Source organism: Collinsella sp. AM34-10 (assembly GCF_003469185.1).
Lineage (GTDB): Bacteria > Actinomycetota > Coriobacteriia > Coriobacteriales > Coriobacteriaceae > Collinsella.
In genome coordinates this window covers 1-950 of sequence record NZ_QSIL01000026.1, presented here as the reverse complement: position 1 = coordinate 950, position 950 = coordinate 1, and the positions used below count along the sequence as shown (strand labels likewise).

The 950-nt window shown below is 64.4% G+C and carries 1 protein-coding gene; it reads left to right on the top strand.

What is annotated here, in order from left to right:
- Positions 1-849: carbamate kinase (arcC, locus tag DW823_RS09640; protein WP_147350686.1), on the top strand; the 849-nt coding region annotated here is incomplete at its 5' end.
- Positions 850-950: the final 101 nt, after the last annotated feature.

Below are 950 nucleotides of genomic sequence, written 5' to 3'. Positions count from 1 at the left end.
CTTGGTCTTATCGAGCAGGGTAACGAGATCATCATCACCCACGGCAACGGCCCGCAGGTCGGCATGATCCAGAACGCCTTCGCCGCTGCCCACGACGCTATCGGCACCCCCGAGATGCCGCTGCCCGAGTGCGGCGCCATGTCCCAGGGCTACATTGGTTATCACCTGCAGCAGGGCATCGGCCGCGAGATGCACAAGCGCTATAAGCGTTGGCACGCCGCCACCGTCGTCACCCAGATCGAGTGCGATCCCGACGATCCCGCGTTCAAGAACCCGACCAAGCCGATCGGCCCCTTCTATACCGAGGAGCAGGCCAAGGAATTCATGGCCGAGGATCCCTCCAAGGTCTTCGTCGAGGATTCCGGCCGCGGCTGGCGTCGCGTCGTCGCTTCCCCCGATCCCAAGAAGATCGTCGAGGCCGACTCCATCCTCAACCTGCTCGACAACGAGTTCATCGTCATCGCCTGCGGTGGCGGCGGCATCCCCGTCGTCCGCGACTACGAGAACAAGGGCTGCTACAAGGGCGTCCCCGCCGTCATCGACAAGGACCTGGGCGGCGAGCTGCTGGCCGAGGACTGCGACGCCGACGTCCTGTTCCTGCTGACCGCCGTTGAGCATGTCGCCATCAACTTTGGCAAGCCCAACCAGGAGGAGCTCGAGGACCTCACCGCCGACGAGGCCGAGCGCCTGGCCGACGAGGGTCAGTTCGGCAAGGGTTCCATGGAGCCCAAGGTCCGCGCTGCCATCAAGTTCGCCCGTTCTCGCAAGGGCCGCACCTGCATCATTGGCGCTCTGGACAAGGCCGCCGAGACCATGGCTGGTCTCTCCGGTACGCGCATCCACGAGTAGTCTCTACTCTGTTGCCTCTCTCGTGGGCGCCAGGCAAGACGCCCGCAAACTAGCCTCTCTTCATGAGCCCCGCAGTCCGCTCCGACTGCGGGGCTTTTGCT